General features: G+C 64.6%; 28 protein-coding genes. 7 read left to right on the top strand and 21 right to left on the bottom strand.

The annotated features are described in order from the left end of the window. Window positions 1-121: 121 nt before the first annotated feature. A complete protein-coding gene (locus WDX12_RS10605) occupies window positions 122-1432 on the bottom strand; it encodes an ABC transporter substrate-binding protein (protein ID WP_320294072.1) in 1311 nt (436 codons plus the stop codon). A 174-nt stretch (window positions 1433-1606) separates the two neighbouring features. Beyond that, entirely contained in the window at window positions 1607-2515 is a 909-nt protein-coding gene (gcvA, locus tag WDX12_RS10600; protein ID WP_434724827.1) for a transcriptional regulator GcvA, read from the bottom strand. Between the two features lie 212 nt (window positions 2516-2727). Here gcvA and WDX12_RS10595 point away from each other — a divergent pair, with 212 nt between their 5' ends. Beyond that, on the top strand, window positions 2728-2913 hold the full coding sequence (locus WDX12_RS10595) for a hypothetical protein (protein WP_127883346.1): 186 nt from the start codon (window positions 2728-2730) through the stop codon (window positions 2911-2913). A 20-nt stretch (window positions 2914-2933) separates the two neighbouring features. Here the strand turns inward: WDX12_RS10595 and WDX12_RS10590 are convergent, their stop codons facing one another. Next, window positions 2934-3890: a sugar-binding transcriptional regulator gene (locus WDX12_RS10590; protein WP_434724826.1), complete on the bottom strand. Its 957-nt coding sequence runs from the start codon at window positions 3888-3890 to the stop codon at window positions 2934-2936. A 207-nt stretch (window positions 3891-4097) separates the two neighbouring features. Here WDX12_RS10590 and WDX12_RS10585 point away from each other — a divergent pair, with 207 nt between their 5' ends. After that, window positions 4098-4730: an HAD family hydrolase gene (locus tag WDX12_RS10585; RefSeq protein WP_320294069.1), complete on the top strand. Its 633-nt coding sequence runs from the start codon at window positions 4098-4100 to the stop codon at window positions 4728-4730. A 317-nt stretch (window positions 4731-5047) separates the two neighbouring features. Here WDX12_RS10585 and WDX12_RS10580 read toward each other — a convergent pair whose 3' ends face one another. From WDX12_RS10580 to ureC, 9 genes are all read right to left on the bottom strand, one after another. Further along, on the bottom strand, window positions 5048-5815 hold the full coding sequence (locus WDX12_RS10580; RefSeq protein ID WP_320294068.1) for a class II aldolase and adducin N-terminal domain-containing protein: 768 nt from the start codon (window positions 5813-5815) through the stop codon (window positions 5048-5050). 75 nt (window positions 5816-5890) lie between these two features. Next, on the bottom strand, window positions 5891-6523 hold the full coding sequence (gene ureG, locus WDX12_RS10575; protein WP_434724825.1) for an urease accessory protein UreG: 633 nt from the start codon (window positions 6521-6523) through the stop codon (window positions 5891-5893). After that, on the bottom strand, window positions 6520-6960 hold the full coding sequence (locus WDX12_RS10570; RefSeq protein ID WP_434724824.1) for a DUF3995 domain-containing protein: 441 nt from the start codon (window positions 6958-6960) through the stop codon (window positions 6520-6522). The genes ureG and WDX12_RS10570 overlap by 4 nt, the downstream gene beginning before the upstream one ends. Next, window positions 6957-7667 carry an urease accessory protein UreF gene (locus tag WDX12_RS10565; RefSeq protein ID WP_320294453.1) on the bottom strand — a complete coding sequence of 237 codons (711 nt, stop codon included), beginning with the start codon at window positions 7665-7667 and terminating at the stop codon, window positions 6957-6959. The genes WDX12_RS10570 and WDX12_RS10565 overlap by 4 nt, the downstream gene beginning before the upstream one ends. Continuing rightward, window positions 7621-8247 carry an urease accessory protein UreE gene (gene ureE / locus WDX12_RS10560; protein WP_434724823.1) on the bottom strand — a complete coding sequence of 209 codons (627 nt, stop codon included), beginning with the start codon at window positions 8245-8247 and terminating at the stop codon, window positions 7621-7623. The genes WDX12_RS10565 and ureE overlap by 47 nt, the downstream gene beginning before the upstream one ends. Before the next feature lie 72 nt (window positions 8248-8319). Then, window positions 8320-8970 carry a glutathione S-transferase family protein gene (locus tag WDX12_RS10555; protein WP_434724822.1) on the bottom strand — a complete coding sequence of 217 codons (651 nt, stop codon included), beginning with the start codon at window positions 8968-8970 and terminating at the stop codon, window positions 8320-8322. A gap of 41 nt (window positions 8971-9011) precedes the next feature. Beyond that, window positions 9012-9605: a hypothetical protein gene (locus WDX12_RS10550; protein ID WP_434724821.1), complete on the bottom strand. Its 594-nt coding sequence runs from the start codon at window positions 9603-9605 to the stop codon at window positions 9012-9014. 38 nt (window positions 9606-9643) lie between these two features. After that, a complete protein-coding gene (locus WDX12_RS10545; RefSeq protein ID WP_434724820.1) occupies window positions 9644-10132 on the bottom strand; it encodes a DUF29 domain-containing protein in 489 nt (162 codons plus the stop codon). A gap of 62 nt (window positions 10133-10194) precedes the next feature. Continuing rightward, on the bottom strand, window positions 10195-11907 hold the full coding sequence (ureC, locus tag WDX12_RS10540) for an urease subunit alpha (RefSeq protein WP_430699224.1): 1713 nt from the start codon (window positions 11905-11907) through the stop codon (window positions 10195-10197). A gap of 182 nt (window positions 11908-12089) precedes the next feature. Here ureC and WDX12_RS10535 point away from each other — a divergent pair, with 182 nt between their 5' ends. Next, window positions 12090-12467 (top strand): hypothetical protein, encoded by a 378-nt coding sequence (locus WDX12_RS10535; RefSeq protein WP_320294061.1) that lies wholly within the window; start codon window positions 12090-12092, stop codon window positions 12465-12467. 147 nt (window positions 12468-12614) lie between these two features. Then, window positions 12615-13094 carry a hypothetical protein gene (locus WDX12_RS10530; RefSeq protein WP_434725607.1) on the top strand — a complete coding sequence of 160 codons (480 nt, stop codon included), beginning with the start codon at window positions 12615-12617 and terminating at the stop codon, window positions 13092-13094. Window positions 13095-13129: 35 nt separating this feature from the next. Here WDX12_RS10530 and WDX12_RS10525 read toward each other — a convergent pair whose 3' ends face one another. The 5 genes from WDX12_RS10525 to WDX12_RS10505 are packed head-to-tail and all read right to left on the bottom strand — an operon-like array spanning window position 13130 to window position 15540. Then, window positions 13130-13435 carry an urease subunit beta gene (locus WDX12_RS10525; protein ID WP_320294060.1) on the bottom strand — a complete coding sequence of 102 codons (306 nt, stop codon included), beginning with the start codon at window positions 13433-13435 and terminating at the stop codon, window positions 13130-13132. Window positions 13436-13442: 7 nt separating this feature from the next. Further along, window positions 13443-14036 (bottom strand): HupE/UreJ family protein, encoded by a 594-nt coding sequence (locus WDX12_RS10520; protein ID WP_434724819.1) that lies wholly within the window; start codon window positions 14034-14036, stop codon window positions 13443-13445. Between the two features lie 25 nt (window positions 14037-14061). Then, entirely contained in the window at window positions 14062-14316 is a 255-nt protein-coding gene (locus WDX12_RS10515; protein ID WP_434724818.1) for a DUF1272 domain-containing protein, read from the bottom strand. A gap of 12 nt (window positions 14317-14328) precedes the next feature. Continuing rightward, window positions 14329-14631, bottom strand: coding sequence for an urease subunit gamma (locus WDX12_RS10510; protein ID WP_041003069.1), 303 nt, complete (start codon window positions 14629-14631; stop codon window positions 14329-14331). Between the two features lie 21 nt (window positions 14632-14652). Next, entirely contained in the window at window positions 14653-15540 is an 888-nt protein-coding gene (locus WDX12_RS10505) for an urease accessory protein UreD (protein ID WP_320294057.1), read from the bottom strand. A 202-nt stretch (window positions 15541-15742) separates the two neighbouring features. On the opposite strand from WDX12_RS10505, the gene WDX12_RS10500 reads away from it, so the two are divergent. From WDX12_RS10500 to WDX12_RS10490, 3 genes are all read left to right on the top strand, one after another. After that, the gene (locus WDX12_RS10500; RefSeq protein ID WP_126063251.1) at window positions 15743-15997 is read left to right on the top strand and encodes an acyl carrier protein; all 255 of its coding nucleotides are present in this window, start codon (window positions 15743-15745) and stop codon (window positions 15995-15997) included. Window positions 15998-16001: 4 nt separating this feature from the next. Further along, window positions 16002-17210, top strand: coding sequence for a beta-ketoacyl-[acyl-carrier-protein] synthase family protein (locus WDX12_RS10495; RefSeq protein ID WP_320294056.1), 1209 nt, complete (start codon window positions 16002-16004; stop codon window positions 17208-17210). 134 nt (window positions 17211-17344) lie between these two features. Then, entirely contained in the window at window positions 17345-18049 is a 705-nt protein-coding gene (locus WDX12_RS10490) for a glutathione S-transferase family protein (RefSeq protein ID WP_320294055.1), read from the top strand. A gap of 409 nt (window positions 18050-18458) precedes the next feature. Here the strand turns inward: WDX12_RS10490 and WDX12_RS10485 are convergent, their stop codons facing one another. The 4 genes from WDX12_RS10485 to WDX12_RS10470 form a co-directional block, all read right to left on the bottom strand. After that, entirely contained in the window at window positions 18459-18785 is a 327-nt protein-coding gene (locus WDX12_RS10485; protein WP_434724817.1) for a hypothetical protein, read from the bottom strand. 170 nt (window positions 18786-18955) lie between these two features. Then, window positions 18956-19567, bottom strand: a complete 612-nt coding sequence (locus WDX12_RS10480) for a nucleoside triphosphate hydrolase (RefSeq protein ID WP_320294053.1) — start codon at window positions 19565-19567, stop codon at window positions 18956-18958. Between the two features lie 218 nt (window positions 19568-19785). Then, on the bottom strand, window positions 19786-20892 hold the full coding sequence (locus WDX12_RS10475; RefSeq protein WP_434724816.1) for a hypothetical protein: 1107 nt from the start codon (window positions 20890-20892) through the stop codon (window positions 19786-19788). Between the two features lie 174 nt (window positions 20893-21066). Then, window positions 21067-22980 carry a methyl-accepting chemotaxis protein gene (locus WDX12_RS10470; RefSeq protein ID WP_434724815.1) on the bottom strand — a complete coding sequence of 638 codons (1914 nt, stop codon included), beginning with the start codon at window positions 22978-22980 and terminating at the stop codon, window positions 21067-21069. Window positions 22981-22983 lie beyond the last annotated feature (3 nt).

The raw sequence follows: 22983 nt of genomic DNA, 5'->3' as shown, positions 1-22983 counted from the left end.
CAGCCGGATTAAGAGTTGTGCCAGAATTTTCCTGGTTTTGAGAAGTGGCCGCCCGAACTGGGTTTCGGGCGGCCACCTGCCGGTCATGATGCGCGACCGGCGTTCGGCACCGGGAGGAGCCTTACTTGATGTAGCCGCCTTCGGTCATCGCCGCGGTGGCTGCGTCCTGGGCCTGCTTCAGCGCATCGTCGACGCTCGACTGGCCGGCAAGGGCGGCCGAGAAGAGCTGGCCGACGGTGGTGCCGAGGCCCTGGAATTCAGGAATGGCGACGAACTGCACGCCGACATAGGGCACCGGCTTGACGGTCGGATGCGTCGGGTCGGCGGCGTTGATGGAGTCCAGCGTCATCTTCGCGAAAGGCGCTGCCTTCTGGTACTCCGGATTGGCGTAGAGCGAGGAGCGCGTGCCCGGAGGAACGTTGGCCCAGCCTTCCTTCGAAGCGACCAGCTCGGCATAATGCTTGCTGGTTGCCCAGGAGACGAACTTCTCGGCGGCGGCGGCCTTCTGGGTGCCGGCGGGGACCGCCAGCGACCATGCCCACAGCCAGTTGCCGCGCTTGCCAAGACCATTGTCGGGCGCCAGCGCATAGCCGACCTTGTCGGCTACCTTCGAGGCCTTCGGATCGGAGACGAAGGACGCGGCGACGGTGGCGTCGATCCACATGCCGCACTTGCCCTGCTGGAAGAGCGCCAGGTTCTCGTTGAAGCCGTTGGACGAAGCGCCTTCCGGGCCGTCGGCCTTCATCAGGTCGACATAGAACTGCAGCGTCTTCTTCCACTCGGGCTGGTCGAACTGCGGCTTCCAGTTCTCGTCGAACCAGCGCGCGCCGAAGGAGTTCGACATGGCGGTCAGGAAAGCCATGTTCTCGCCCCAGCCGGCCTTGCCGCGCAGGCACACGCCGTTCACGCCGTTGGCGCGATCGGTCATCTTGTCGGCGGCCTGCTTGATGAAGTCCCAGGTCGGCGCGTCGGGCATCTTGAGGCCCGCCTTCTCCATCAGGTCCTTGCGGTACATGACGAAGGAGCTTTCGCCGTAGAAGGGCGCGGCATAGAGCTTGCCGTCGACCGAAAGGCCGCCGGCAATGGCCGGGATGATGTCCTTGACGTCGTAGTCGTCGCCGAGCTTGTCGAGCGGCAGCAGCCAGCTCTGCTTGGCCCAGATCGGAACCTCGTAGGTGCCGATGGTCATGACGTCGTACTGGCCGCCCTTGGTGGCGATGTCGGTGGTGACGCGCTCGCGCAGCACGTTCTCTTCAAGCGTGACCCAGTTGAGCTGGATGTCGGGGTTGGCCTTGGTGAAGTCGTCCGTCAGCTTCTGCATGCGGACCATGTCGCCATTGTTGACGGTGGCGATGGTGATGGATTCGGCGTGCGCGGCGAAAGCGAGAGCGCTTGCCGACAACAGGCCCAGGGTGAGCGTGCGAAGTTTCATCAAATTCCTCCCATAAACCAAGATGAGCATTTGCCTTGGCTTTGAGCAATTACTCACCTGCCGTGATTTATGTCAACCCTGAATCTATGCTGCAACGCAGCAGAAATGACGCTACGTGACCCTGCCCGGCGACGCGGCCGGTCACTTTGGCGGTGGAAGGTACGGGCAGTCGGCTTAAGGGCAGGCGATCTCGGCCAGGATCCAGTCGCGGAAAGCGCGGATCTTCGGCACGTTGCGGCGTGCCGTCGGATAGACCAGCCAATAGGCATGGCCGTCGTCGCCAACCAGATCGAAGGGCTGGACCAGGCGGCCGTCGGCGATCTCGTTCTTGAACAGGGCCCTGGTCAGGATCGCCACGCCATGGCCAGCCATCGCCGCGTTCGCCTCATAGGCCTGCGCGCCCATGCTTGAGCCCGGCCGTTTGGCGAGATCATGCCCGCTCACGCCGGCGGCCTCGAACCATTGCGTCCACCAGATGTCGCCGGGGTCGAGGATCGGCAATCGCAGCAGATCCGCCGGTTCGTTGACGCCGCCGATGCTCGCCGCGAGCTTGGGGCTAAGCATCGGGGTGAAATCGGCGTCGAGCAGCTTGTGCGCCTCGAGGCCCGGCCATTTGCCGCCGCCCGAGCGGATGGCGAGATCGACATCCTCGCGCGCGAAATCGGTCAGGCGGCTCGACGTGTCGAGCCGCACGGCAAGTGCCGGATGGGCGATCTGGAACGAGCCCAGATGCTGCGCCAGCCAGTTCGAGGCGAAGGTCAGCACGGTGGTGACGCAGAGCAGGCCGTCGGCGCCGCCGCGCGCCGCGGCATAGGCCTGGCCCAGGATGGCGAAGGCCTCGCTGACGGCAGGCGCCAGGCGCTGGCCGGGCTCGGTCAACTCGATCTGCCGTGGACGACGCAGGAACAGTGGCGCGCCAATGCGCTCCTCGAGCAGCTTGATCTGGTAGCTGGCAGCCGCCTGGGTCATGCCCAATTCCTGCGCCGCCTTGGTGAACGACAGGTGCCTTGCCACCGCTTCGAACACCCGGATCGCCTGCAGTGGCGGCAGCGGCGCAAGCTGCGGAGAGCTGAGATCGGGCATAAGGCCTCCTTATGGGTCATGATTGAGGTTTAATTGGAAGCACGAACCGGCCAACCCGATATCTGGGGTCGACGATCAATCCAGTTCAAGCGCTAGAGCGCTTCGCCGTTTCACGGAAACGGCAAATCGCTCTAACTCTTTGATTTTACGCAATTCCGGACGGAAAACCGCTCACACTTTTCCTGGAATTGCTCCAACGAAGGCTGACGATCATGGTCACGGTACAGGAAAAACTCGTTTCCACCCCGGCACGCGGCTGGCTTTTCACGCTCGTGCGGGAATTTGCACGGTTTTCGGGCCGCAGGCGCGGTTATATCGATGTTCGGGAACTATCCGAGCATCTGCAGCGCGACATGGGTTTTCTCGACGGCAACGACCCGCGCGGCCCCTCGCAATAGCCCATTCTTTTTATGGGCAGTCAGCCGGCAAGCAAGGCTTCGGCCGTCCGTTCGTCGGTGATGAGGCCGTTGACCAGCCGCCGGTTCACGGCGGCCAGGATGCCCGGCAGCTTGCGCTCGCCCATGGCCAAAGCGATGACCAGCGACCGTTCCCGCGACGGCAGCGCGGCGGAAGAGACGCGGTCGTTGGTGATGCCTTCAATCATGCGGCCTTCGCGGTCGAAGACCCAGCCGACGATCTCGGCAATGCCGCCGGCCTTCTGCAGCGCCTTCAGCTCGCTTTCGGAAATGAAGCCGTCCTCATAGAGCGGGGCCTTGGGCCCGAGATCGCCGATGCCGACAAAGGTGACATCGGCCTCAGCCGCCAGCGCCAATGTAGGCTGGATCATCGGCTGGTTGAGCAGCATCTCGCGCTCTTCCGGCGAGGACGCGATGACCGGCAGCGGCATCGGGAAGGACCGCGCCTTGACGCGGTCGGCCATGGTGAAGATGACGTTGTAGAAAGCGGCCGAACCGTCGGGCGAGATGTTGCCGGTCAGCGACACGACCTTGTGCTGCGGGCATTCCATCGGCGGCAGCTGCTCGATCGCCGCCTTCAGCGTGCGCCCGGTGCCGATCGCCATGACGATGGGCGCCTCCGAGCGCAGCCGGCGTTCGATTTCGGCCGCTGCAGCCTCGGCGATGCCGATCGTCGTCGAGTTCGATGTCGGGTCGCTCGGCACCACCTCGACAAGGTCGAGCGCGAAGCGTGACTTGAGCCGCGCGGCAAGATCCAGGCAGTTGGCGATCGGATGATCGACGCGCACCTTGATCAACCCCTCCGACATGGCGAGCGACACCAGCCGCTGCGCCGTCTGCCTGGAGATACCAAGCTTGGCCGCGATCTGGTCCTGCGTGTTGCCGGCAACATAATAAAGCCAGCCGGCGCGCGCGGCGTCGTCCAACCTGGTGCTGCCGGTTTCCTGTCGCGAATTCACGTCCTGCCTCCAGCCCGCGCGATGCTGAAACGGGCGCCATAGCTTACAGCGAATATGCCAGCGCGCAATTGTCTATCGAAAGGGCAATTGCTTGGGAGTGTCGCAGGCTGCCGAAGGACCAATCCGCCGCTTGCCCAACCATTTGCCGACGGGACGGTTTATCTCAACCGGGAAACCCATTAAGGGGATCGGCGAAGGGAGCCGCACATGACGCCGAAAGCCGTTTTCTGGGATATGGACGGAACGCTGGTCGACAGCGAGCCGCTGCATGAGGCGGCGCTTGTGGCGGCGCTGCGCAGCGTCGGCGTCGCGCCGCCGGTCGACCTGCACGAGCGTGTGCTTGGCGTCGCCGCATGGCCGGTCTACGAGATGCTGCGCGACGAGTTCGGCCTTGGCCTGCCCTTCGACGACTGGATCGTGCGCAAATATGATCACTATCTGCCGCTGGCCGAAACGCTGAAGCCACGCCCGGGCGCGATCGAAGTGTTCAACGAATTGCGCGCGCTCGGCGTCGAGCAGGCGGTGGTGTCCAACTCCGACCGGCTGATCGTCGATGCCAATCTGCGCGCCGTCGGCCTCATCTATCCGGGCATGATGACGGTCAGCCGCAACGACGTGATCGACGGCAAGCCGCTTCCCGAACCCTTCCTGCGCGCCGCCTATCTCGCCGGCGTCGATCCGGCGGATGCTTTTGCCGTCGACGACAGCCTGACCGGCGCCATGGCCGGACTGGCGGCGGGCATGAAGACGATCTTCTGGCCGGAAGCGCCGATGGAAGGTCCGCCCGGCGCCATCGTCATCAACAGCGCGGCGGAATTGCGGGCGCAGCTCGGACTCTAATTCCGGGCCGCCCCATCCGCCCTTCAGCTTGGCGCGTGCATTGTCTAATGCCGCGCTGATCGACCCCCACTCCGTCTCGGCTTCGCCGAGCCACCTCTCCCCCGATCGACGGGGTAGAGGAAAGCGCCAAGCTTTTTGCCGTCAACGCTCGTCCAGCAACGCTCCCTTCCTTTCCCTCCGGAGGGGGGGAAAGGTGGCGCTGCGAAGCAGCGACGGATTGGGGGAACCACGTGGCAATCAAGCCTCAGGCCCCGATCAGTCGCGCCAGTCACAGAAGATGTGCATAGCGTAACTGGGGGAGAAGGAACAAGCCGAAGTCAATTCCTATAGACCGGCTCTTCCTCGTCGAGGATCGCCTTCAGCTCGGCCAGATGGCGCTCGGCCTGGCCGGGATAATCGTCCATCTCGCGGGCGGTCTTCTCGGCGATCTCGTCGGAGAGCGTGCGCAGCGGGCGGCCGGTCCACAGCGCCTTGATGTAGGTCTCGGCGGCGCGCTCGAAATAGAACATGCGGTTGAAGGCGTCGGCGACAGTGTCGCCGATGACCATGACGCCGTGATTGCCCATGACCATCACCTTGACCTTGGGGTCGGTGAGAAGCTGCGAACAGCGCTCGCCCTCCTCCTCGAAGGCCAGGCCGCCATAATTGGCATCGACGACATGGCGGTTGAAGAACATGGCCGAGTTCTGGTCGACCGGCGGCAGCGTCGAGTCGGCGAGCGAAGCGAGCACTGTGGCGTGGATCGAATGGACATGCATGGCGCAGCGCGCATGCGGGACATTGCGATGGATGGCGCCATGCAGGCCCCAGGCGGTCGGGTCCGGCGCGTTGGGGCCGGACAGCGTTTCTGGATCGTTGGCGTCGATCAGAAGCAGGTCGCTCGCCTTGATGCGCGAAAAATGCACCTGGTTGGGATTCATCAGGAATTTCGTGCCGTCCTCGTTGACGGACAGCGAGAAGTGGTTGGCCACCGCTTCATGCATGTTGAGCCGGGCGGTCCAGCGGAAGGCGGCGGCGAGATCGACCCGCTCCTCGTAATAGGGCAGGTTGCTCAGCGGTTCCTTGTGCAGGCGGGCAAGGCTCATCGAAAATCCTCCTGTTTGGCTGAGAATGCCGTGCCTGACGGCTGCCAGCAACCGCAAACTGGTAGGTCAGCGGTTTCAGGCGGCAGGCCGTTCCGATTGCAGCCCGCCCTGCTCGACGATGAAGTCGACGACCTCCTTGAGACCCTTGCCCCGCGACAGATCGGTGAAGCCGAAGGGCCGCTTGCCGCGCATGCGGCCGGCATCGGACTCCATGACGTCGAGGTTGACGTTCACATAGGGCGCCAGATCGCTCTTGTTGATGATCAGGAAATCCGAACGGGTGATGGCCGGGCCGCCCTTGCGCGGGATTTCCTCGCCCTGGCAGACCGAGATGACATAGAGGGTGAGATCGGCGAGGTCGGGCGAGAAGGTGGCGGCGAGATTGTCGCCGCCGGATTCGATGAAGATGATGTCGAGGTCCGGGAACTTTTTGTTCAGCTCGGCGATCGCCCGCAAATTGATCGAGGCGTCCTCGCGGATGGCGGTGTGCGGGCAGCCGCCGGTCTCGACGCCGACAATGCGCTCTTCAGGCAATGCTTGTAGCCGCGCGAGCATCATCGCATCTTCCTTGGTGTAGATGTCGTTGGTAACGACGGCGATGGAGAAGTCGTCGCGCAACGCCTTGCAGAGCTTTTCGGTCAGCGTGGTCTTGCCGGAGCCGACCGGGCCGCCGATGCCGATGCGAAGAGGACCGTTTTTCGACGTCATGCCGGGAACTCCGTGATGGCAAGGATTGCAAAGCCTGCCCCGATCAGCAGGCAGAGCGGCGAATAGAGGCGCTGGTCGAGCCGCGCGAAAGGCTGCTCGGGCGCAAGCCGGCGCCACCAGAGCGTGAAGCCGGCAATGCCGCGACCGAGGAAGACGAGGCCGATCATCAGCGCCGTGGCGGCCAGGCCTTCTCTTGGAAAGGGCGTGGCAAAGACGCCTGCGAGCGCCAACGGCCAGAGCGTCGCCAATGCCAGGCAAGCGGCGACGGCGAAGCTCGCGACCGTCGAGGGCATCTCGTCGACGCCACGGAAGCCGACGACGGCGCGCGCGCAGGATGCCTGGTCCGTACCCGGCCAGATGCCGCCTATGCCCCAGTAGACATGCAAGGTGGTGATCAAGAGCAGGACGAAAGAGAGGATGACAGCAAGGACGGTCATGAGCGGAACAGCCGCGAATATTGCGTTTCGTGGCTCATCGCCGCTATGTCGGACATGAAGGCCGCGCCGCCCAGATCGTCCAGACTGGAAGCTGCGGCGCGCGATGCGGTCGCCAGCGCCAGAGGTTCGAAGCCGGCTAACAATGTGACGGCGTCGACCTGGCCGACGACGCCGAGCCTGATCGCCGCCTGCACGAGATTGGAGAAGAAAGCCTGCAGGAAGGCGGACAGCGCTTGCGAAAGATCGATGCCGCTGCTGCCGGCAACGGCGGCGACCGCAACGCAATAGGGGCAATCGGCCGGCAAACGCTCCAAAGCCGGAGACGACCAGGCAGACGCCGCCCGCAGAAAGGCCGCGCCCTGCAGCATGGTTTCCATGTGCCGCTCCCGCGACCCGGCAAGCGCTTCGGCCAGCGCGGCAACTTCGCCGAGACCGCCACCGTCGCGGGCACGCCGCCAGCTTTCGGCGAAGAGCACGGCGTCGTTCCAGCCCGACCCCAGCTCGACCAGCGTCTCCAGCCAGCCGGCGAGATCTTTCCGATCAGCGATCAGTCCGTCATGCACGGCGCGCTCGAGCCCATGACTGTAGGCGAAGCCTCCGACCGGAAAGGCCGGCGACAGCCAGGCCATCAGGCGCAGCAGCGCGACGGTGGTAGGCTGCTCAGTCATGGCGATGGTGGTGACCATGGTCGTGGTGGTCGTGATCATGATGCTCGTGGCCGTGCTCATGATCGTGATGGTCATGGTCATGCGAGTGGTCATGATCATGGTCATGGTGGTCATGATCGTGGTGATCATGCGAACGGCCGTGGTCGTGGCCATGGCCGGAATACGCGCCGCGCACCGGGCTGAACGGTTGCGAAACCTCGCTTACCGTGGCGCCGAGGCCTTCCAGCATCGCCTTGATGACATGGTCGCGCAGGATGAGGATGCGGTCCGCCTCGATCGCCGCCGCGAGATGGCGGTTGCCGATGTGCCATGCAAGCTCGGTGAGATGAACCGCGTCGCGGGCGCGGATGTCGTAGACCTCTTCCGGCGCCGCGACGATCTCGAGCTGGCGGCCGTCCTCCAGCACCAGCCGGTCGCCATTGGCTAAAGCGACCGGTTCGGGCAGGTCGACCAGCACCTTGTCGCCGCTCGCGGTCTCGATAGCACGTCGGCGCAGATGCCGCTCGTCATGCGGCAGCACGGCCTTGTCGTAGGGCTTCGCTGCCCCGGCTTGGCCGGCTGCAAGAACCGACACAGCGCGCGGGAACTTGGTGAAATCGGTGTTGATGTTGAGCTTCATTTCATGGCTCCGCCATTAGAGCGCCGCGCGTCCTCTTGGACGCGCAAAAGGACGCTCTAACACTTTTTGAATCTATGCATCGTGCTTTCCGAAAATCGATTCCGATTTTCGGGCCGATGCATTGGCTTGCGCCCTGGCACGGGCGGGACGCTGAAGGACACGGTCGAAATAGGCATCGACCCGTTCGGATTCGATCGGGAAACGGCCGGCGCGCGCCCAGCCGCCCATGTCGCCGAGCAGTACATCGACAGCGGAAAACCGGTCGCCCAACGCAAAGGGCCTGTCGCCGAGCCGGCGGTCCAGCGCCTTTATTTCGGATGCGAAGTCATAGGCCGCGGCTGGCCCGACATCCACACGCACGTCCCTGGGCAAAAGAAAGCGATGGCGCAGCTTGTTCCATAGCGGCGCTTCCAATTCGCTCTGGGCGAAATGCATCCAGGAATCCATCTCGGCGCGGCCGGCAAGGCCGGGAGTGGCGCCCATGCCCTGCTCCGCGTGCTTGTCCGCCAGATAGACGCAGATCGCCGCCGAATCCGTAATCTCAAGGTCGCCGTCGATCAGGATCGGCACCTTGCCGGAAGGATTGAGCGCAAAGGCCTCGGGCGAGCGCAATTTGACCTCGACGAACTCGTAGGGCTGCCCGAGTTCCTCGAGCATCCAGAGCACCCTGCTGACGCGGGAGCCGCGCGATCCGACGGCCTTGTACATGATTGAATCCTGCATCTCCCAATCCTAGACCAACGCAGGCATCGGCCCAATCCCACTTAGACGATGGTGTCGAACAGCCGCAGGATGAACGATATCTGGTAGATCAGCGTCGCCGCGACGAAGGCGATATGGAAGCGGCGGTCGCGGACCAGGATCGCAGCGACGCAGAGCGCGACAAAGACCGGCGTGCGGAACAGATACTCATTGCCGAAACGGGCGAAATGCTCCGGCCCCTTCAGCAGCGTGTCGATCACATCGAGCAGATAGGTCGCCGCCAGAAGGCCGAAGAACCAGGCACGGCGCGAGTAGAAATAGTCCTCGTAGCTGGTGTAATCGAGCATCGAATCCGGAAACAGCAGCGCGCAGAGCAGGAACAGCGTGATGGCGTAGAAGATGATGAAAAGGTATTTGCCGAAGGTCCAGGTCTCGATGGCGTAGAGCCCGAACTCCCACCACCAGAAATGCACCAGCATCAGCAGCACCGAGCCGACCCAGGCGAGGTGCACCGCGTAGATCCGGTACTGGCCGGGATGCTGGACGATACGGGCGGTTCCCGAAAGCAGTCGGGTGACGCCGAGGCCGATAACCATGCCCATGACGATGCGGATATGCGGGAAGATATCGTGCGGAGAGGCGATTTCGGTGGCCATGGCCTTAGCTGGGAATGCGGAGGAGAGACACGGGTAGGTCAGTCTCGCAGGAAATCATCCATCGAAAGCGGTCCGCCGGGCCAAAATCGGTCGTCGAGCGCTTGCTTGGCCGTGAAAGAAGGTTCAATCGGGAAGTGCGACTTTCTTAATCCCGTTTCTCGCACTGCAACGGGCAAAGCGTCTTTGTACGCCTCTTCGAAAACTTGAGCGGGAAATCGGCGAAGGCTTGGGCTATCCTTGACGATATTGCGAATCCAGGTGCGTTGCTCGGAGATTGATGCCTGCCAGCTGTGGCATCTGTGCCCCGGCTGAAATTCCCATTTCAGGAGATGCGCAATCAATACCTCCATACGGCTGCGAATCTCGCGCCTGTCCCTCCTCCCCAAGCTCTCGATCTCCTCGGCCAAATTCTCGCGGTCAAGCTCGGAAAGACGTCCTTCGCGCAGCAGGGCGCCCTGCTCCGCACACCACTGGACGAAGTCCGCTTCGTAGGGCGTCGACGCCCTGAGACGATCAATCCTGTTCATCTGCGCATCATGCCCCAATTCGCGAAAATCGCAAAGAAATGCCGCACAGGACAGGTGGACATTCAAAACAGGAAATACCGCTGCGCCATAGGCAGCACGGTCGCCGGCTCGCAGGTCAGCAGCTCGCCGTCGGCGCGAACCTCATAAGTTTCCGGATCGACTTCGACATGCGGCGTCGCGTCGTTGAGCACCATGGAGCGCTTGCCGATGCCGCCGCGCGTGTTCTCGACCGCGATCATCGCCTTGTCGACACCCAGCCTGCCCTGCAGTCCGGCGTCGAGGGCGGCCTTCGAGACGAAGGTGACCGATGAATTGGTCAGCGCCTTGCCATAGGCGCCGAACATCGGCCGGTAGTGCATCGGCTGCGGCGTCGGGATCGAGGCGTTGGGATCGCCCATCGGGGCCGCGGCGATCGAGCCGCCGACCAGCACCATCTCCGGCTTGACGCCGAAGAAGGCCGGATTCCACAGCACCAGATCGGCGCGCTTGCCGACCGTGATCGAGCCGATCTCCTTCGATAGGCCATGCGCGATGGCCGGATTGATGGTGTATTTGGCGATGTAGCGGCGGACGCGGAAATTGTCGTTGTCGCCGGTCTCGCCGGGCAGCGCGCCGCGCTGGCGTTTCATCTTGTCGGCGGTCTGCCAGCAGCGGATCGCCACCTCGCCGACACGGCCCATGGCCTGGCTGTCGGAGGAGATGATCGAGAAGGCGCCGATGTCGTGCAGTATGTCCTCGGCGGCGATCGTCTCCTTGCGGATGCGGCTTTCGGCGAAGGCGATGTCCTCCGGGATCGACGGCGACAGATGATGGCAGACCATCAGCATGTCGAGATGCTCGGCCAGCGTGTTGACCGTGTAGGGCCTGGTCGGATTGGTCGAGGACGGGATGACGTTGGGCAGGCCGCAGACCTTGATGATGTCGGGCGCATGGCCGCCGCCGGCGCCTTCGGTGTGGAAGGCGTGGATGGTGCGGCCCTTGATGGCCGCCACCGTGTTCTCGACGAAGCCCGATTCGTTCAGCGTGTCGGTGTGGATCATCACCTGCACATCGTAGGCGTCGGCGACCGACAGGCAGCAGTCGATCGCCGCCGGCGTCGTGCCCCAGTCCTCATGCAGCTTCAGCGAGCAGGCGCCGGCCAGCACCATCTCTTCCAGCGCCGCCGGCTTTGACGCGTTGCCCTTGCCGGACAGGCCGATGTTCATCGGGAAGGCATCGAAGGATTGGATCATGCGCGCCATGTGCCAGGGGCCGGGCGTGCAGGTGGTGGCTAAAGTGCCATGCGCCGGGCCAGTGCCGCCGCCCAGCATCGTGGTGACGCCGCTCATCAGCGCTTCCTCGATCTGCTGCGGGCAGATGAAGTGGATATGCGCGTCGAAGCCGCCGGCGGTCAGTATCTTGCCTTCGCCGGCGATGATCTCCGTGCCCGGGCCGATGATGATGGTGACGCCAGCCTGCGTGTCCGGATTGCCGGCCTTGCCGATCGCAGCGATGCGGCCGTCCTTGAGGCCTATATCGGCCTTGACGATGCCGAGGAGCGCGTCGACGACCAGCGCATTGGTGATGACGGTATCGACCGCGCCGCCCGCCCGCGTGACCTGGCTTTGGCCCATGCCGTCGCGGATGACCTTGCCGCCGCCGAATTTCACTTCCTCGCCATAAACGGTGAGGTCTTTTTCGACCTCGATAAACAGCTCGGTGTCGGCAAGCCGCACCTTGTCGCCGACCGTCGGTCCATACATCTGCGCGTAGGCGACACGGCTAATCCTGGCCATCAGCGATTGCTCCCGAAATTCAGCTTGCCAAAACCAACGTTGTTTGGGCGCGGGCTGCACATTGTCGCCACCCAATGGTCACGCAATGACCCGCTCGGCGACACCTTGAGCGCCCATTTGGACGTTCCTCTCGGGCGCTTGAGGCGGGCGAAACCACTCCAAAACCGATGGAAGGAATATCCATGCGCAAAGCGATAGTTCTCGCCGCGACCGCCACCCTGATGATGGCGGGCGCCGCGAATGCCCAGCAGCAGCCGACGCCGCAGCCCAGCCCGGCGCCAACCGCTCCGGCTGCACCGAAAGCTCAGCCCGCGGTGCCGGCGATCCAGAGCGTCAACGTCGTCGACATCACCGAACTGCCCAAGGACACACAGACACAGGTCAACCAGATCGTGGCGCAGCGCGGCGATGCAGGCCTGCAGACCTTGCGCAAGTCGATCGACTCGACGCCCAAGGTGAAATCCGCGCTTCAAGCCAAGGGCGTGACCTCCGCGCAGGTGATCGCGGCCAGCATGCAGCCCAACGGCGCGCTGACGCTGATCACCAAGAAGGCGAGCTGATTGCGCGCCCAGGCGGGCCGCATCGCGGTCCGCCAACCATATCTTGAAGGGAATGCGGGCCGCCTGCCCGCTTTTGAAGGGAACCTGCGGCCAAGCAGGACCGTTTCGCTGTTTTCGCCCCGTCACGAGTTCAGTCAGGAGCGAGCGATGGCGAAGTGCCGTGCAAAATGGAGTTGCGTGGCTGCCGCCGCGCTTTTGGTGACCGCGCCCCACGCGGCACCCGCGGCGCAGCCGTTGGACAGCGGCAAGCCTGCCGCGGTGATCGTCGATTCCCACATCCGTCAGGAAGAGACGCTCTCCAGCACGGAAGCCGGAAAGGTCATAACGGCTATCGACCGCACCCGCGAGAATATCGGCACGGTGCGCAAGACCACCAAGCTCGACACGGTCGACATCGTGTTCCTGACCGATGCGGCGCGCAGCGAAGGCGGGCCGCCGCCGGCCATCGAGAACAAGGTCAAGCAGCATAATCACGATGTGGCCGAACTGCGCCAGGAGATCGAGGCGAATGCCCTGCTCTTCAACGCGATCGATTCGCGGCGCCTGCAGGCCGAGGACGTGCTCGCGGTGGAGTTCGACAATCCCGGCAGGATCGTCATCTATGCCGCCGCCAAACCCCCGAAGTGATGGCCGCCGAAGTGATTTGAGCGCGCCGGCCACCGTCACAACTTGCCCATCACCTTCTGCTGGAAACCATAGACCTCGCGCTTGCCGCCCAGCGGCACCAGCGTGACATCGCGCTCCTGTCCCGGCTCGAAGCGCATGGCGGTGCCGGCGGCGATGTCGAGCCGCATGCCGCGCGCGCGTTCGCGGTCGAATTTCAGGCCCTCATTGGTCTCGAAGAAATGATAGTGGCTGCCGACCTGGATCGGCCGGTCGCCGCTGTTGGCGACCTTGAGCGTCACCTTCGGCAGCCCCTTGTTGAGCTCGATCTCGCCTTTGGCCGCAATGACTTCGCCGGGGATCATCGCGCCCTCACAACACGCCGAAGGCGAGGCCGACGCCGACCGCAGCACATGCCGCACCTGCGGCGCGCACCAGGCGGCGGAAGCGCAGGCCGAGGCCGAGAGCCGCCGCGATGCCGATGCCGTGCAGCAGCGCCGTGGCCACCGCGAAGCCCGCCATATAGTCCAGCCCGCCGGCGTTTTCCGGCACTTCCGTGCCATGGGCGTGACCGTGGAATAACGCGAACAGGCCGATGACGGCGACACCGGCCGAGACCGGCATGTCGATCGCCAGCGCCACGAGCAGGCCGAGCGCCACGACGGAAGCGAGGATGCCCGGCTCGACGAAGGGCACCGGCACATGCAGCATGCCGAGCCCACCGCCGAGCAGCATCACGCCGACAAAGGCAAGCGGCCAGGCCCAGATCGCCTTGCCGCCCTTGAGCGCAGCCCACAGGCCGACGGCGATCATGACCGTCATGTGGTCGAGGCCGGACAGCGGATGCGCGAAGCCGGCGGCGAAAGACGAGGTTGTACCGACGCCGACATGGGCGTAGGCCGGCATGGCGGCCGCCAGGAAAAGGATCGCGGCAAGTGTGGCACGTTTCGTCGAAGCGGGGATCATCTTTCTGCCCTTCCAATTGACCTGTTCAAGCGGCCTTGCGCGGACCGCAGCCTTCGGCCTTGAGCACGCGCCTGGTCGATGGCGGATACTTCGTCAGCCTGGCCGCCGGCCGGATCGGCCGCGGCGCAAAATTGCCCCCGCAATTGGGGCAGACGCCACCCAGCACATTGTCGACGCAGTCGGCGCAGAAGGTGCATTCGAAGGTGCAGATCAGCGCATCGGTCGCCTGCGGCGGCAGATCCTTGTCGCAGCATTCGCAATTGGGCCTGAGCTCCAGCACGGGTCGTTCTCCTCACCTGATCGGTTCGTGCACGGTCACCAGCTTGGTGCCGTCGGGAAACGTCGCCTCGACCTGGACGTCGTGGATCATCTCGGCAATGCCGTCCATGACCTGGGCGCGGGTGACGACATGGGCCCCCGCCTCCATCAGTTCCGCGACCGGGCGGCCGTCGCGCGCGCCCTCGACGACGAAGTCGGTGATCAACGCGATGGCTTCGGGATGGTTGAGCTTGACGCCGCGCTCCAGCCGCTTGCGCGCCACCATCGCCGCCATGGCGATGAGCAGCTTATCTTTTTCACGCGGCGTCAGGTTCATGCGATGTCCCGGTATTCCAAATCAGAGTGACCACAATTTAGGCAGACCCGCCCGCCCATTGAGCAGTTCGACGAGCGGAACCAGCCGCTTGCGGAGCAGGTAACCGTCGCCGGCACAAAGCCTCGCAAGAAGCTTGCCAGATCGGCCGACGCTCCAGAAACTGGCGCCGCCGATAACGGGGCCACCGATGGCGGGATCGCCGATGATGGCGCGGGCCGGCTCCAGCAGGCTTTCAGCCCGCGGCGAAACGAGCAGCAACGTGGCGACGGCCAGCGCGCCGCCGGTCGCCGCCGGCCGCTTGAGCGTTGCCGCGATATCCGGGCCGATCCGGAAATCCTCGGCATGGATCAGCGCGCCGCCCTGGCGGACCCGCCAGCGGTCATGGAAACGGCCTCGAACCGTCCGCTCGCCCATCGCCAGCCGGCCGAACAGCGCGGCTTCCAGCACCAATGCCTCGGCATCGTCGCCAAGCTCGACATCCAGCGTACGGGCGAAGGCGGCGCGGTCGAAAACGATGGTTTCCTGCGGTAGCCAGGCCAAGCGGCCGCCCGGACCGACCCGCAGGCGGACGCTTGTCTCGGCCCTGTCGGCGGCGGCGCGATAGACCTTCTCGCAGGCCTGGGTGGTGATGGCGGCGGAGGCGTCGGCGCCGACCTCGACCGTCCAGCCGAGACGATCGCCGCCGGTCAGCCCGCCAGCCGTGTTGATCAGCACCGCCTCGAGCGGATCGCCTTCTACCGCCGGCAGGCGAATCTTGGCCGATCCGTCCTGGTAAAGCCGCTGCAGGCGCGTCCGACCGTCGTTTTTGCCGCAGAAAAGCCTGCCCAGGCCGGCAACACGTTGCGCGGCAAGCAAGGAAAGGGGTGCCAAGGGCGAGGCAGGTTGGGATGTCAAGGTGTCGTCGATCATGTCCATGATCCAGGTTAAGCACTCCGGCGGCTTTGTCGATATCGCTTGTTGCTTGACATCGTTTCGGTTTCTATAGAGGGAAGCCACCTTGGAGCGGTCGCGCGGTACCTGGCGAGGTAAGGGCGACGGTGTTTGTTGGGTCCGGGAATCAAAAAGGGGCGCTGATCAGTTGGCGTCGGGCAACGACAGGGGAAGGAACCGAATGGCTGACCAACTGACGACCGAGATCATCGAAAAGATCAAAGCACACGCCGATACCGGCGGCGAGGAAATCACCACCAGCACCGATCTTGGCACGCTCGGCATCCATTCGTTGGAGCTGACCGAGATCATCTTCGATCTCGAGGAAAAATACGGCATCGAGATCGAGATGAACACGGTCGACGCCTGGAGCAATCTCAAGAACGTCGGCGACATGGTCGAGGCGGTTCGCGAACTGATCGCGAAAAAAGCCTGACTTCATGCAGAAACGCGTCGTCATCACCGGCATTGGCGGGATTTGCGGGCTTGGCAATGGCGTGCCGGCGATGTGGGACGCCATGCGCGCCGGCCGCTCGGCCATCGGCCCCATCGACAACCCGTCGCTGCATGACCTCAAGGTCAAGACCGGCTGCGAGATCAAGGAATTGCCTGACCATGGCATCGACCGCAAGCAGGTCGTGTCGATGGACCGCTTCAGCCTGCTGGCGGTGATCGCCGCGCGCGAGGCCATGCGGCAGTCCGGATTGACGGCGCATGCCGACAACACCTACCGGATGGGCGCAATCGTCGGTATCGGCGTCGCGGGCTTCGAGACCATCGAAGAGAATTACCGCGCCATCCTGCTCGAGGGGCGCAACCGCGCCGCCATCTTCACCGTGCCGAAAGTGATGCCGGGCGCGGCCGCCGGCCAGGTCAGCATGGCGCTCGGGCTGCGCGGCCCCGTCTTCGGCGCCACTTCAGCCTGCTCTTCGGCCAACCATGCGATTTCCTCGGCCGTCGACCAGATCAGGCTCGGCCGCGCCGACGTGATGGTCGCCGGCGGCACCGAAGCGCCATTGGTGTGGGGCGTGCTCAAGGGCTGGGAGGCGCTCAGGGTGCTTTCGCCCGACACGTGCCGGCCGTTCTCGGCCGATCGCGCAGGCCTGGTGCTCGGCGAAGGCGCCGGCATGGCGGTGCTTGAAAGCTACGATCACGCGATGGCGCGCGGCGCCACCATTTTGGCCGAGATCGCCGGCGTCGGGCTTTCGGCCGACGCCTCCGACATCGTCGCGCCGACTGTCGAGGGACCGGAGGCGGCCATGCGTTTCTGCCTGGCGGATGCCGGGCTCAATCCCGAAGATGTCGACTATCTCAACGCGCACGGCACCGGCACCAAGGCCAACGACCAGATCGAGACCGCGGCGATCAAGCGCGTCTTCGGCGAGCATGCGCGTTCGCTTTCGGTGTCGTCGACCAAGTCGATGCATGCGCATTGCCTCGGCGCTTCCGGCGGGCTGGAGATGATCGCCTGCGTGATGGCAATCCGCGACGGCATCGTGCCGCCGACCGCCAATTACCGCGAGCCGGACCCGGAATGCGACCTCGACGTGACGCCGAACACGGCGCGCGAACGCAAGGTGCGCGCCGCGCTCAGCAACAGTTTCGCCTTCGGCGGAACCAATGCGGTGCTGGCCTTCAAGGCGGTCTGATCGCAGCCGGTCCGTCGACTGTGCGTGCATGGCAAGCCGCTTGCCGGTGTATTGATCCGGGCCGGGCGGGACCCTAACTCTTTGCTCACCCGCCATGAGCGCCGCCCGGCGCCGATCCGCATCCGGAGTTTCCGATGACCGACCTGTCCGCCTTTCCGATCGCCAAGCGCTGGCCGGCCAAGCACCCCGACCGCCTGCAGCTCTATTCCGCCACGACGCCCAATGGCGTGAAGGTCTCGATCGCGCTGGAGGAGATCGGCCTTGCCTATGAGCCGCATTACGTCGACATCGGCAAGAATGAGAGCTGGACGCCGGAATTCCTGTCGCTCAACCCGAACGGCAAGATACCGGCGATCATCGACCCGGACGGCCCTGGCGGCAAGCCGATCGGACTGTTCGAATCCGGCGCCATCCTGCTCTATCTGGCCGACAAGACCGGCAAGCTCATTCCCGCCGATCCGGCGCGGCGCTACGAGGCGATCCAGTGGGTGTTCTTCCAGATGGCGGCGATCGGCCCGATCTTCGGACAGGTCGGCTTCTTCCACAAATTCGCCGGGCGCGAGATTGCCGACAAGCGGCCGCTGGAGCGTTACCGCGACGAATCGCGGCGCCTGATCGGCGTGCTGGAGACGCGCCTCAAGGGCCGCAAGTGGATCATGGACGACGACTACACCATTGCGGACGTGTCGATGCTGGGCTGGGTGCGCAACCTGATCGGCTTCTACGAGGCGCGGGAACTGGTCGGCTTCGACGATTTCCCGATCGTTGCCGAGTGGCTGGAGCGCGGCCTGGCGCGGCCGGCGGTGAAGCGGGGCCTCACCATCCCGGCGAAGGGCTGAAGGCGGTTCCGGTAAAGGCGTGCGGTGGTGGGAACAAAAAAGCCCTGCGGGCGCACTTGACCGAGGTCGATCGCGCGGCCCATGCCGGACTGGTTTCGACGCTCGGCAAAAAGGCGCTTTGGCTGGAAGGTGGCGGTGGGCGCGGCTAGCGCTCACGTTGAAGACTAGCCGAAACCCCCGTCGTCATACTCGGGCTTGACCCGAGTATCCATGCCGTGACCTCTGCCGTAGAGGGCAACGGTGCAGAATTCTGCAACCAGAGCAATGCTTTAGCGTCACGGCATGGATTCCACGGTCTGCGCGCGTCGCTTCGCTCCTTGCTCCGCCTAGAATCACGACCGAGCTGTCGTGGCGGCCAATCGCGAAGGTCCGGCTCGGCGACTTCGCCGTCCGGAATCGCGTAAAAGGGCTATTTCGCCTTGGCCTTGGCGCCACCGCGGCCGAACACGGACGCCGCGAGGCGTGCGGTAGCAACGACCGCTCCTGTGGCGACGCCTGCCACGGTGCGGATCGGCCCTGACTTCTTTGCCGCCGGCTTGGGGTGCTTCGCGGCCTTGGCCGCGACCTTGTGGACCGCGCCGGGCGTCACTCTCTTGGGCGTCGCCTTGCCGAAACTCGGCTTGGCGTCTTTTGATCGCTCCGCGATTGCGGGGCCGGCGCCAGCCTTGGCCTGCGTCGTCCTGGATTGGTTGGCCTTGCCTTTCTTGGGCGCGGGTTTTCTGCTGTTGGTTGCCATCTGACGGCTCCTGCTCTTTTCTTTTCGCAACTCCGGACGAAAAGCGCTGCTCGCCTTCCTGGAATTGCTCCGGCGCCGGACAATTCGGGATAGGGGCATAACGGCGTGAAAACCTTAAAGTTCCCGCCGGAAACTATTGAAAATTGAGCAGGTTAACCAATGACCAGTCATTAACCAATGACCATGTCGGCCTGCCGGCGCCGCGCCAGCACCCGCTCGATATTGGGCATGTCGTTGGAGGCGATCCAGGCGCGGGCGTCCTCGTCGGACTTGCCATGCTCGCGCCAGCGCTCCATCAGGCGGCGCTCGAGCTCAGCCCGCGGCACGTCGACGAAGATGGTGAAATCGAACAGAGGCGCCAGCCGCGACCACGGCTCCTCGTCGAGCAGCAGGTAGTTGCCCTCGACCAGGATGAACTTGGCGTCGGCGCCGACGATTTCGGCGGCCGCACGCGACAGTTCGATGCTGCGATCGAAGACCGGAATGGCGATGTCGGGCTCGCCCGAGCGGATGCGCTTCAACAGCGTCTCGAAGCCGGCGAAATCGAAAGTCTCCGGCGCGCCCTTGCGAGGGCGCAGGCCGCGACGGTCGAGGATGATGTCGTCATAATGGAAGCCGTCCATCGGCACGACCTCGGATGAGCCCTCCGGCAAAAGCTCATGCAGTGAAGCGGACAGTGTCGACTTGCCGGAGCCGGGCGGACCGGCGATAGCGACGACGAAGCGCTTGGCCTTGCCGGCGCGCTTGAAGATGGCGGCGGTGATATGGGCGATCTCGGACATCGGCGGCTTTCCGGCTGCGGTTCGGCTGGCATCTTGGCGGGTATGGATGGAAATTTCAAACCTGGTTTCTTGATGCCGAAGTTTCGACCGCTTTCCCGCCTTCGAGATTAGCCGAGACGCCCATCCCATCGTCATCCACGGGCGGAGCAAGGAGCGAAGCGCTTCGCTCCTTGCTCCGCCCTGGAATGACGAACTCTCAGGCGCTCTGGCCCGACCTCTCAGGCAGGAACCGTGCGCCCGATGCGCAGGAACCCGCCGTCGAAGGGTAGCTCCCGCGCCGCGCCCCCGGCGGCGAGAACGCGCAGGCGGTCGGGCGCCGATTCCAGGCCGCCCGGCGGCTCGGCCTCGGCGAACGGAACCCCACCGATGACGTGGCGGAACGAGACCGACCGCCCCTCGGCGAGCGCGAAGGCCGTCGCCACGCCTTCATGCTTCAGCCAGTTGTCGCCGAGCGAGGCGGCGTGGCCGACGGCCGTGCGGCCGTCCTCGACGCCGAGCACGCCGATATGGCGGCCGCTCCAGGGCGCGTAGTCACGGCCGCCATTCGAGAACCACAGCATGGTCACCGGCAGTTCGGCCGGGTTCTTCAGCACCAGCACAAGGTCCTGCTCGGCGCGGCGGGCGATCGCCGTCCAGCCCGGGCCGCCGTGATCCGCCTCGACCAGGGTGATGAAGTCCTCGCGCCGGTCTTCCATGCGGTAATCGGTGAGGTCGGTGGTGCCACCGGCGGCCAGCGGGAACCGCGCGAGATCGCCGGCGCGGGCCGGATAGGCCAGCATGGACCGGCCGCGCGCCGGATCCGGCTCCGGCGGCGTCGGGGGCGTGACCGCCATGCGCTTGGGCGAGAAGGCTAGCCGGCCGCCGCCCTTCATCACCGTCATCGGATGATGGGCGACGGAGATCGCGCCGGAGCCGCCGGAAAAGATGTGTTCCTGGTAGAGGAAGGGGTGGCCGTCGCGCAGCGTGAAGACCTTGTCGATGGTGGCGCCTATGACCTTGCGGCGCAGCCGGAAGACGGCGCGCCAGCCGCCCGCGATGGCGCCGTTCTCGACGACGTCCCACGCACTGTTGGCCGACCACCCATGCAGGGGTGCCGCCTCGACATCGCTAGTGGAGAACGGCGCGCAGAGGAAATCGCCGGACAGGCGGACCGTGCCTTCGGGCAGGTTTTCCGGCAGGCTTTCGCGCGGCGATCCGACCCAGGGGGCGCGATGCAGGGGTTTTAGAACGCGACCGTCGGCCTCGATATCCATCGCGGCGATATGGCCGACCGCGAGATCGAGCGAGACCGAGATGCCTTTTGCGCCGATCGTGACCGTATCCATGAATGCCTCCCGCGAATCTTTGAGGGTAGCAAAGCCTGTCCGATGGAGGGCGCGCAAGCGGGGCAATCGGCATTTTGCATCAGACGCGGCCGGAGCCGCCACTTGTGGTCGCAGACGCTTGCCCTTAGTGCCCTGCCGGGCATTTATCCCCGTAAACGGGGAGAAAGAGGCATACTACTGCCTCTTATACTCCCTGACCGGCGATTTCGTGCCGTCGGTATAGGTCACCTGCACCGCCATCGACTTCACGTCGTCCTTCACCTTGAAATAGGGCTGGTAGTCGGAGGGAATGGCGTAGGGATCTTTGGCGTCGCAGGGCGGCATCTTGATTTCCTTGTCCAGCGTCGTGCCGTTCAGGCTGTAGTGCACTTCTTTGATGGCGCAGCGGAAGGAGAGCATCTGGGTGAAATAGACCAGGCCGCGATTGCCTCCGGCGTCGAAGGCGATCCACGACGTCCAGAACTGGTCGAGGATCTGCTTGTTGCCCTGCTGGAGGGCCGAATCCGGGTCGAAGCGGATGTCGAACGGGCCGGTTTCGCGGCCCCTGGAGTCGATATATTTGATGGCGATATTGGTGGCCGCGGTGCTGTCCGGCAATTCGAAGCTCGGATTGGGCATCGGCTTGCCGGTGCGCTGGTCGTTCATCGCCATCAGACCGGTATCGGTGAACGAGCCGCTATCGCCGAGCCGCCAGGAAATCGCCGTCGCCGGCTCGGGCAGCGAGATCGTCATCGACCAGCCGGCGTTGGAGCGGGTCGGCGTCAGCGTCGGCACGAAGCGCGATGGGTCGAGCACGTCGCCAAGCGCGGTCAGCCGGCTGCGGCTGCGGTCGAGCCAGTCGGCCAGTTGCGTCTGGTCGACGAAATATTTGAGCAGGCCGCCGTCCTTCTCGTAGGAGGCGAATTTGGTCAACGCCTGCGCCTCGCTGCGCTTGTAGGCGAGCGTCTGGCTGCCCAGGCGGTCCTCTGAGAACTCCTGCGCCAGCAGGAAGTAAGCCGGCGCGTAATCCGGATTGGCTGAAATGAAAGCGTTGAGCTTGTCGAGCCGCTGGGCATCGTCGAACTGCAGGAGATGGACGAGCTTAATCGACGGCGCCTTGGCCTTCTCGGCGAGCGTGCCGAACACTTCGCGGGCGCCGGCCTTGCCGTCCTGGACCCTCAGCAGCGTGGCGAAGCGCGTATAGGGATCGATGGCGTCGACATCGAAGCCGGCAAAGGCGAGATAGGAACGGCGGGCGTTCAGCATGTCGCCGGCCAGCTCATAGACGCGGGCATTGTGGTAGAACTCGTCCGGGCGCTTGGGATCGGCGATCGCCCCTCCCTGGGCCGAAAGCTGCGCAAAGCCCTTGGCGATCGTGTCGATCGAAGCGGCGATCTGCTCGGTCGTCGCCTGCAGCTTTTCGGCCTGCGCCTGCTGCTGTTGCTGGCCCGCGGCGAGCGTGTCGGTGGTTTGCTTGACCGCCTCGACGGTTTTCTGTGTCTGAGCGCCTTGCCCAGCCTGCTGCTGCTGGGCGGAGGCGATCTGCTCGGTTTTCTGCGCGACCGTATCGGTCGCCTGCTTCACCGCTTCGACGGTCTTCTGCGTCTCAGCGGCCTGGGCGGTCTGCCTGGTCTGCGTCTGCGCGATCTCTTCGGTCGTCTTTGCCACCGTGTCGGTGGATTTCTTGACGTCCTCGACGGTCTTTTGCGTTTCGGTGACGGTCTTTTCGATCTTCGCCACTTTTTCGGAGACGATGCCCAGCGACTGCTGCAGCTCGGCGACCGCCGGCACGAGATTGGCGATCACGCCGTTCTGCGAATTGGTTTCCTGCTGGATACCGTAGATGCCGCCGGCGATCGTCGCGGCGCTGGTGGCGAAGATCAGCGCCGGCATGGCTTTGGCCGCCAGCACCAGGCGCAGCACCATGGCGATGGCGATGATCAAAGCCGCGACCGCGGCGCCGAGCGCGATATAGGCGGCGAAGGGTCCGAGCGGGTTGAGCACGTCGCCGACCGCGCCGCTGATGAAGGCAAAGCTCGCCGCCCATTTGCCGGTGCGGTTGAGCGAGGCCCTGAGCAGCGAAGTCGTACCCGTGGCGATTTCCGACATGCC

The organism is Mesorhizobium sp. RIZ17, assembly GCF_051127865.1.
GTDB lineage: Bacteria > Pseudomonadota > Alphaproteobacteria > Rhizobiales > Rhizobiaceae > Mesorhizobium > Mesorhizobium humile.
The sequence above is the reverse complement of the archived record's forward strand: the minus strand, read 5'-3'. Positions and strand labels throughout refer to the sequence as shown.

What these genes read in the sequence shown, in the direction of transcription:
- WDX12_RS10605 (WP_320294072.1), bottom strand. Translation starts at nt 1,432, where the DNA reads ATGAAACTTCGCACGCTCACCCTGGGCCTGTTGTCGGCAAGCGCTCTC.
- gcvA (WP_434724827.1), bottom strand. Translation starts at nt 2,515, where the DNA reads ATGCCCGATCTCAGCTCTCCGCAGCTTGCGCCGCTGCCGCCACTGCAG.
- WDX12_RS10595 (WP_127883346.1), top strand. Translation starts at nt 2,728, where the DNA reads ATGGTCACGGTACAGGAAAAACTCGTTTCCACCCCGGCACGCGGCTGG.
- WDX12_RS10585 (WP_320294069.1), top strand. Translation starts at nt 4,098, where the DNA reads ATGACGCCGAAAGCCGTTTTCTGGGATATGGACGGAACGCTGGTCGAC.
- WDX12_RS10580 (WP_320294068.1), bottom strand. Translation starts at nt 5,815, where the DNA reads ATGAGCCTTGCCCGCCTGCACAAGGAACCGCTGAGCAACCTGCCCTAT.
- ureG (WP_434724825.1), bottom strand. Translation starts at nt 6,523, where the DNA reads ATGACGTCGAAAAACGGTCCTCTTCGCATCGGCATCGGCGGCCCGGTC.
- WDX12_RS10570 (WP_434724824.1), bottom strand. Translation starts at nt 6,960, where the DNA reads ATGACCGTCCTTGCTGTCATCCTCTCTTTCGTCCTGCTCTTGATCACC.
- WDX12_RS10565 (WP_320294453.1), bottom strand. Translation starts at nt 7,667, where the DNA reads ATGATCACGACCACCACGACCATGGTCACCACCATCGCCATGACTGAG.
- ureE (WP_434724823.1), bottom strand. Translation starts at nt 8,247, where the DNA reads ATGAAGCTCAACATCAACACCGATTTCACCAAGTTCCCGCGCGCTGTG.
- WDX12_RS10555 (WP_434724822.1), bottom strand. Translation starts at nt 8,970, where the DNA reads ATGCAGGATTCAATCATGTACAAGGCCGTCGGATCGCGCGGCTCCCGC.
- WDX12_RS10550 (WP_434724821.1), bottom strand. Translation starts at nt 9,605, where the DNA reads ATGGCCACCGAAATCGCCTCTCCGCACGATATCTTCCCGCATATCCGC.
- WDX12_RS10545 (WP_434724820.1), bottom strand. Translation starts at nt 10,132, where the DNA reads ATGAACAGGATTGATCGTCTCAGGGCGTCGACGCCCTACGAAGCGGAC.
- ureC (WP_430699224.1), bottom strand. Translation starts at nt 11,907, where the DNA reads ATGGCCAGGATTAGCCGTGTCGCCTACGCGCAGATGTATGGACCGACG.
- WDX12_RS10535 (WP_320294061.1), top strand. Translation starts at nt 12,090, where the DNA reads ATGCGCAAAGCGATAGTTCTCGCCGCGACCGCCACCCTGATGATGGCG.
- WDX12_RS10530 (WP_434725607.1), top strand. Translation starts at nt 12,615, where the DNA reads ATGGCGAAGTGCCGTGCAAAATGGAGTTGCGTGGCTGCCGCCGCGCTT.
- WDX12_RS10525 (WP_320294060.1), bottom strand. Translation starts at nt 13,435, where the DNA reads ATGATCCCCGGCGAAGTCATTGCGGCCAAAGGCGAGATCGAGCTCAAC.
- WDX12_RS10520 (WP_434724819.1), bottom strand. Translation starts at nt 14,036, where the DNA reads ATGATCCCCGCTTCGACGAAACGTGCCACACTTGCCGCGATCCTTTTC.
- WDX12_RS10510 (WP_041003069.1), bottom strand. Translation starts at nt 14,631, where the DNA reads ATGAACCTGACGCCGCGTGAAAAAGATAAGCTGCTCATCGCCATGGCG.
- WDX12_RS10505 (WP_320294057.1), bottom strand. Translation starts at nt 15,540, where the DNA reads ATGATCGACGACACCTTGACATCCCAACCTGCCTCGCCCTTGGCACCC.
- WDX12_RS10500 (WP_126063251.1), top strand. Translation starts at nt 15,743, where the DNA reads ATGGCTGACCAACTGACGACCGAGATCATCGAAAAGATCAAAGCACAC.
- WDX12_RS10495 (WP_320294056.1), top strand. Translation starts at nt 16,002, where the DNA reads ATGCAGAAACGCGTCGTCATCACCGGCATTGGCGGGATTTGCGGGCTT.
- WDX12_RS10490 (WP_320294055.1), top strand. Translation starts at nt 17,345, where the DNA reads ATGACCGACCTGTCCGCCTTTCCGATCGCCAAGCGCTGGCCGGCCAAG.
- WDX12_RS10485 (WP_434724817.1), bottom strand. Translation starts at nt 18,785, where the DNA reads ATGGCAACCAACAGCAGAAAACCCGCGCCCAAGAAAGGCAAGGCCAAC.
- WDX12_RS10480 (WP_320294053.1), bottom strand. Translation starts at nt 19,567, where the DNA reads ATGTCCGAGATCGCCCATATCACCGCCGCCATCTTCAAGCGCGCCGGC.
- WDX12_RS10475 (WP_434724816.1), bottom strand. Translation starts at nt 20,892, where the DNA reads ATGGATACGGTCACGATCGGCGCAAAAGGCATCTCGGTCTCGCTCGAT.
- WDX12_RS10470 (WP_434724815.1), bottom strand. Translation starts at nt 22,980, where the DNA reads ATGTCGGAAATCGCCACGGGTACGACTTCGCTGCTCAGGGCCTCGCTC.